8 protein-coding genes are annotated in these 6,427 nt (G+C 71.9%); 2 read left to right on the plus strand and 6 right to left on the minus strand.

Features of this window, described 5'->3' with window-relative positions; genetic code table 11:
• Positions 1-135: 135 nt before the first annotated feature.
• From ACZ68P_RS27835 to ACZ68P_RS27850, 4 genes are all read right to left on the minus strand, one after another.
• Positions 136-456: a hypothetical protein gene (locus ACZ68P_RS27835; protein ID WP_471010893.1), complete on the minus strand. Its 321-nt coding sequence runs from the start codon at positions 454-456 to the stop codon at positions 136-138.
• Between the two features lie 133 nt (positions 457-589).
• Positions 590-991: a hypothetical protein gene (locus tag ACZ68P_RS27840; RefSeq protein WP_471010871.1), complete on the minus strand. Its 402-nt coding sequence runs from the start codon at positions 989-991 to the stop codon at positions 590-592.
• Between the two features lie 164 nt (positions 992-1,155).
• The gene (locus ACZ68P_RS27845) at positions 1,156-2,808 is read right to left on the minus strand and encodes a sodium/solute symporter (RefSeq protein WP_471010872.1); all 1,653 of its coding nucleotides are present in this window, start codon (positions 2,806-2,808) and stop codon (positions 1,156-1,158) included.
• Positions 2,809-3,470: 662 nt separating this feature from the next.
• Positions 3,471-3,680: a hypothetical protein gene (locus tag ACZ68P_RS27850; RefSeq protein ID WP_471010873.1), complete on the minus strand. Its 210-nt coding sequence runs from the start codon at positions 3,678-3,680 to the stop codon at positions 3,471-3,473.
• A 197-nt stretch (positions 3,681-3,877) separates the two neighbouring features.
• Here ACZ68P_RS27850 and ACZ68P_RS27855 point away from each other — a divergent pair, with 197 nt between their 5' ends.
• Positions 3,878-4,789: a helix-turn-helix domain-containing protein gene (locus ACZ68P_RS27855; protein WP_471010875.1), complete on the plus strand. Its 912-nt coding sequence runs from the start codon at positions 3,878-3,880 to the stop codon at positions 4,787-4,789.
• A 95-nt stretch (positions 4,790-4,884) separates the two neighbouring features.
• Here the strand turns inward: ACZ68P_RS27855 and ACZ68P_RS27860 are convergent, their stop codons facing one another.
• Entirely contained in the window at positions 4,885-5,337 is a 453-nt protein-coding gene (locus tag ACZ68P_RS27860) for a hypothetical protein (RefSeq protein WP_471010876.1), read from the minus strand.
• Positions 5,338-5,492: 155 nt separating this feature from the next.
• Between ACZ68P_RS27860 and ACZ68P_RS27865 the strand changes: the two genes are divergently transcribed.
• Positions 5,493-5,720: a DUF6896 domain-containing protein gene (locus tag ACZ68P_RS27865; protein WP_471010878.1), complete on the plus strand. Its 228-nt coding sequence runs from the start codon at positions 5,493-5,495 to the stop codon at positions 5,718-5,720.
• Positions 5,721-5,725: 5 nt separating this feature from the next.
• Here the strand turns inward: ACZ68P_RS27865 and ACZ68P_RS27870 are convergent.
• On the minus strand, positions 5,726-6,427 hold a 702-nt coding region (locus ACZ68P_RS27870), incomplete at its 5' end, for an IS5 family transposase (protein WP_471010879.1).

Genomic DNA, 6,427 nt, shown 5'->3' on the forward strand with positions numbered 1-6,427 from the left:
CCGTCCGCTCGCAGCAGGCGGACGGCGGCCCCCTTCTCCGAGCCGCGCCCTTGCTGTGGCCGCCTGGGCACACGAGGGGGCGAGGGTGGTGCGTTGTGGGGGCCGGGACCGGTGGTCCCGGCCCCCACGCGCCGGTCAGGCCACCGCGCCGGCGACTCCGGTGCGACCCGCGGGGACACCGGCGATCGTGACGATGACCTGCTGACGGATGTCCTCGCCGAGGACGCCGACCAGCGCCTCCGTGGTGGTGGTGACCAGGCGGGCAGGAGCGTCCGGGATCTCCGGGAGGTGATACGCGGCCTCGCGCATGCTGAGGGTGACGAGCGGGGCGTCGATCTCGGCGGGGACGCCGCCGATGCCCCGCCGGTGCTGGGGGATGCCGATGAGGTCCACGGCCGGGTCAAGAAGATCCCCGTACCCGAGGCGCTGCGGTCCTTCTCGCTGGCGCCCCGTCACCTCTCCCTGCTCGCCTACCTGCTCTTCGACGGGCCGATGACCGTCGCGGAGTCCTGTCCGCGAGATCGCGACCGTGTGCGGCCCCGTCGCCGCGTCGCGACGGGGCCGCGCACCATCCTCGCCGGGACGCGGGTCAGTGCACCGCGAGGTAGAAGGAGTTGGCCATACCGCCGCCGGACGGGTTGTAGGTCGCGACGGTGATGCCCTTGCCGGCCGCGCAGTTGCCCGGGATGACCCGGAGGGTGGAGCCCGGCGTGTCGCGGGTGGTCGCGGTGACGATGGCCCGCGACAGGTCGACGTCGGCGTTCTCGATCTCGACGCAGTAGACGTGGCTCGAGGCGGTGACCGCCTCCACTCCCTTGGAGTGCACGACCGTGCCGTTGGCGTTGACCAAGGCGCCGGCCTGCACGTACGGCGCCTGCGAGGTGCCGGCGTCCGGCGCCGCGACGGCCGCCGCCCCGGCCAGCGCTGTCGCCACCACGGCGAGTCCCGCGCCGGTGAACGCCATGAGACGGGTCTTCCTGGCCTTGCCCATGCGTCATCCCTTTGCTCGAATGCGGCCCGCCTTCCTGGGCCGCGACCGGGACGACGCTAGGGATACGTACCGCCGCATTCCGTACTTTCCGTGGCAAACCACCGGTTGGAAGGGTGTTGCGGCTCGACGGCGCGCGACCGGCGCACCAGCGCACGCCGGGCGGATCAGGCCGTACGGCTCCCTCGTGTGTCACGACCTGATGCGTCGTCGACCCGCGGCGTGACGTCCCGGCCGCCCTGGGCGCGCCGCGGGTCGGTCACACTGCCCAGCCACCCCAGAGCGAAGCCGACCGGGATGGAGATGAGGGCGACGGACTGGAAGGGGAGCCAGGCGACGTCCACATGGGGCAGGAACGACGAGGGCAGACCCGAGACCATGGGCGTGAACGCCTGGAGTACGACGACGCAGCCCGCGCCGCCGGTGAGCGTCCACATCAGGCCGCGCTCCGTGAAGCGGCTCCAGTACAGGCTGTAGACCAGGGCGGGCAGCAGGCTGGAGGCGGCGACGGCGAGCGCGACCCAGCTGAACATCTGGATGTTCCAGTCGAGGGCCGCGTACGTGAGGACGATGCCGGCCGCGCTGACGGCGACCGCACCCCAGCGGGCGGTGCTGATCTCGACGCCCTTCTCCGAACTCCCCGTTCGACGCAGCGCCTGCCGGTACAGGTCGTGCCCGACCGCGGCCGAGGCGGTCAGGGTGATGCCCGCGATGACGGCGAGGGAAGTCGCGAAGACGGCGGTGGCCACGAGGACGAAGAGCGCGGCCCCGGTCGTGGATCCCGGCCCGCCGGCGAGCGTCCCGGTGACGAGCATCAGGGCCCCGGTGCCGCCGGGGCTGACCGCGGCCAGCTTCGCGCCACCGACGCTCGCCGCCGTCCCCAGGCCGATCACCACCGTGCACGTGATGACGGCCGAGACGACGAACAGGGCGCCCCGGACGGAGCGGCGCGCCGCCGTGGCGTCGGGGGTGGCGTGCAGTCGCATCACGACGTGCGGCATCACGGCCGCGCCGAGGACGATGCTGAGCTGGAGGCCGACGAAGTCGAAGGTCCAACTGGCGCTGGGATTGGAGCGTTGCAGCAGCCCGGGCTGGAAGTACGCGGAGCCCGCACCGTTGTTGGCCCGCGCGGCCTCCAGCAGAGCGACCGGATTCCAGCCGAAGCGGGCGAGGAGCGCGCCGACGACGAGGACCAGGGCGACGATGACGATGACCGTCTTCGCCGCCTGCAGCGCGGTGGCCCCGCGCATCCCCCCGACAGCGGTGGCGCAGGCGATCAGGACCCCGATCATCACCGCGATCGTGCGCTGTGCTCCCACGGTCTCCAGGCTCAGGAGCTGCGCGGTCACCAGGGCCACGGCCGAGAGCTGGACGACGAAGTAGAGCAGGCACACCAGCAGGGTGACCACCGCCGCGGCGACCCGGACGGGCGTTCCCGGCGCACGGTCCGCGAAGACGTCGGCGATCGTGAACCGTCCGCGCGCCCGCAGCGGTCCGGCGAGGAAGGACAGGACGACGAGCGCGGCCACGGTGCTGCCCGCGACGAACAGTCCGTCGAACCCCATCAGGGCGACGGTCCCCGCCGTACCCACCACCGTGGCCGACGAGATGTAGTCCCCCGCCAGCGCGAGTCCGTTGCGCACGGGCTTGTTCCGCCGGCGGCCGATGTAGAAGTGCTCGGCCTCCTCGCGCTGCGGCCCGAGGAGCAGGCAGGCGAACAGGGCGGCGACCACGATCAGAAGGAAGCTGATCAGGACCGCGCCCTGGGTGACACCCCCGGACATGGACAGCTCTGTGACGGGGGAGGGATGCGCGGTCATGACTCTCCGGGACGCTCGCGACGGTAAGGAGCCCACGAGAGCACGGTGCGGGCCCGCCGGTGAAGGAGCGGGAGCGGGGACGTGTCACGAGCACATCGGCACGGCCCCGGCCTGTGCACGGGACCAATGCCGTACGGGAGGGGAGCGGCCGGCGGGGACGGCTTCTCGGCGGAACTGCTGCGTTCGGCCCGGGCCATGCCCGACGAGCCGGGTCACTCGCCCCACGCGTGAGCACCGCCTGCACGTGGGCGCGGGGCCCGTCGGGCGGGTCGGTCACCGCCGCCTGCGCGACTGCAGATACCAGGCGGCGGCGAGGGCGATGACCACGATGACGATCAGAAACTTCATGACGACCTCGTGCCCCGGATCACCAGCTTCACGCTCGCAGGGAAACGTGCTCGCGGGTCGTTGCACGCTCCCGCGGGACACGTGCTCGGGCGGATCGCATCACGCTCCCGCGGGCACCGGCTCACGGGTCGTTGCACGCTCACGCGCCCAGGCGCAACCGGCTCCCGCGTGTCGACCGGCACGTCCGGCCTGGCCGGCGTCCCCGGCCCCGGCCCTCCGCGCCGGCCGACGGCGATGGCGCCCCTCGCCGCCCACGCCCCCGACCGTCCGAGCCGGCCGAAGGCGATAGCGCCCCCTCGCCGCTCACGAGCCGCTCAGCGGCGATCGGTATCCGGCCGGCTTGCCCGCCTCTGGGCGTCCTCCTGCGCGCTTTCGCTGGTGGAAAGGGCGTCGGCGGCCGCGCCGTCGTTCTCGGAGTGGTCGCCCCGTACGGCGGTTTCCGCCTTCCGGGCCTCCTCCAGAACCTCTTCCGCGGCGGTCCTGGGCTCCTGATTCCCGGAAGCTGCCTCGTCGTGGTGCGGCATGCGTCCTCCTGACCTCGTCCTGTCCCTACGGGACGCCGTTACCCAGGAACCGCCTCTTCACCCCGCGACCGCGAGAACGCCGAAGCGGAGCTGGCGCGGTCCGACAACAGGACTGGAGTCCCTCGACGCCGAGCTCCACCGGCTCGCGCGCCCGGGCGCTTGAGTCTCCAGCGGCTGGAGGGTCCAGGATCTCGCTCATGGAAGACGAACGCCCCGACGTACTCACCATCGGCCGGCTCGCCCAGCGCACCGGCCTTCCGGTGCGCACCCTGCGCTTCTGGTCGGACGAGGGAGCGGTGCCGCCCGTGGCCCGCTCCGCGAGCGGCTACCGACTCTACGACGCCGCGTCCGTGGCCCGCGTCGAGCTCGTCCGCACCCTGCGGGAGCTCGGCCTCGGGCTGGACGACGTGTGCCGCGTCCTGAGCGGCCGCACCACGGTCGCCGAACTCGCCGACGCGCACGTGGCCGCCATCGACGCGCAGATCCGCTCCCTCAAGGTGAGCCGGGCCGTCCTGTCCGCCGTGGCGAAACGAGGTTCGACCGCTGAGGAGACAGCACTGATGAACCGGTTGACGCGGCTCTCCGCCGCCGAACGCAAGCAGATCATTGACGAGTTCAAGGAGGAGGTGTTCGGCGGCCTCGACGTCGAACCACGTCTGCGCGACCGCATGCGCACCTTCGGCATCGAACTGCCCGACGACCCCACGCCCGAGCAGGTGGACGCCTGGATCGAACTCGCCGAGCTGGTGCGGGACCCCGGGTTCCGCACCCGCATGCGCACCATGCTGGAGCTGAGCACCCCGCTCCCCGGACAGAGCCGCGCCCCCGGTGCGTCCATCTGGTGGGCCAGGCAGGTCGTGCAGACCGTCGCGGAGGTCAGAAAACGCGGTATCGCCCCCGAGGGGCCGGCCGCGGCCGAGGTGCTGTCGAAGCTGTTCGGCGACACCGACCGCTCCGCCGTGCTGCTGTGCCTGGAGGCCGGGATCGAGGCAGAGGCAGAGCGCTACCGCACACTCGTCGCCCGCGTGCGCGGACAGTACGCGTCCCCCGACGCCTCCGAGGAACTGGACTGGCTGGCACGAGCCCTGCGCGCCACGGTGCCCACCTGACAGGCCGAACCGCCGCCGCGCCCCGCAAACCGGTGGCGCCGTGCGGGGTCTACGACCGTCGGTGACAGCCGCCCGGGTCGCCCGCCTCCTACCTGTCAGCCGAGACGCGCGAGCCTGTCGAGGAACGTCGGCTCCGCCAGGCTCTCCCGCAGGGTCACCGGGATCGACGGGGCCTGCGGGCCGGTGCCCACGGTCAGCGTGGCGACCTGGGTGCCTGCCGCGGCCGAGAGGGGGAGCGCCTGGCCTCCGACGCTGAGGACGGCGTCCAGCTTCTGACCGGGCACGCCGACGACCGTCAGGTCGCTCGCGGCCACCACGGGTACGCGGCGGCCCAGAGGATCGAGCACGTGCCCGACGACCTGCCCCTTCGGGACGACGGTCACGGACGTGAGGCCGGCCCGGACCGCTGCGACGACCCGCTCACTGTTGGACTTCACCAGCGCCAGGCTCCGGAGGGCGTCGGGGTCGGGCCCGTCGGCGCGCTGGCCCATCATCGAGCCGAGGATCAGCGGCGTCCGCGAGCCGACCGTCTTGTACGCCGCCCACACCAGCGTGCCGCCCGCCGGCGTGCTGGAGCCGGTCTTGATGCCCTTGATGCTCAGCCCGGCGAGCAGCTTCCGTCGCTTGAGCGACTGGCAGATGTCCTCGGCCTCGCCCGTCGCACCGGATCAGCCGGAGTGGGCAGGTCGGCGCCCACTCCTACATGGTTCATGGGGCAGGGTGCTGCTTCGTGTACGACAACGGCATTGAGGTCGATGTGGACTTCGCAGCCGACGGAAGTGAACTCTTCGACCTCTGGCGGCTGCGAAGGTACGGGTTGAGGCTGCCGGAGTCTCTTGACGTCACGGATGAGGACCTGCGGGCCGCAGTGCGGTCGCTGCAACCGCTTCTGGCCGAGAAGCGGCCGGGGTGGTTCAGCGTGGCCAGCTGATCGCTTCAGGGTGAGGTTCGCAGGCGGCGCAGGCATATGAGACTGCAGGCAAGTTCGAGCAGACCCTGGTGGAGATCGGCACGTCGCTCGTAGCGGGTGCGGAGCCGTTTGAACTGGTGCAGCCAGGCGAAGGCGCGCTCGACCACCCAGCGCACCTTGCCCAGCCCGGAACCGTGGGCGACACCGCGTCGAGCAATCAACGGTTTGATGCCCCGCTTCCACAGCAGACGGCGGTACTTGTCGAAGTCGTAACCCCGGTCCACATACAGACGCCGGGGCTTGCAACGGGGACGTCCCCGCAGTCCCCGGATCGACGGGATAGCGTCGAGCAAAGGCATGAGCTGGGTTACGTCGTGCCGGTTCCCGCCGGTCAGCGTGACAGCGAGCGGGGTTCCGTGCCGGTCGACGATCAGGTGGTGCTTGGAGCCGGGGCGGGCACGGTCAACGGGCGAGGGGCCGACGTGATCCCCTCCTTTTAGGGCCCGGACATGCGAGCCATCCACGGAGCAGTCGTCCAGGTCCAGCAGGCCGGCACGGCGAAGCACGCTCAACAGGGCAGCGTGCAGGCGCGGCCACACTCCGGCCTCGGTCCAATCCCGCAGCCGACGCCAGGCCGTGACACCGGAACAGCCCACAGTCTCCGTCGGGACATCCCGCCACGCGACACCCGTCCGCAGCACGAACAGGACGCCGGCGAGTGCCGCCCG

This window comes from Streptomyces sp. NPDC036822 (assembly GCF_055609145.1).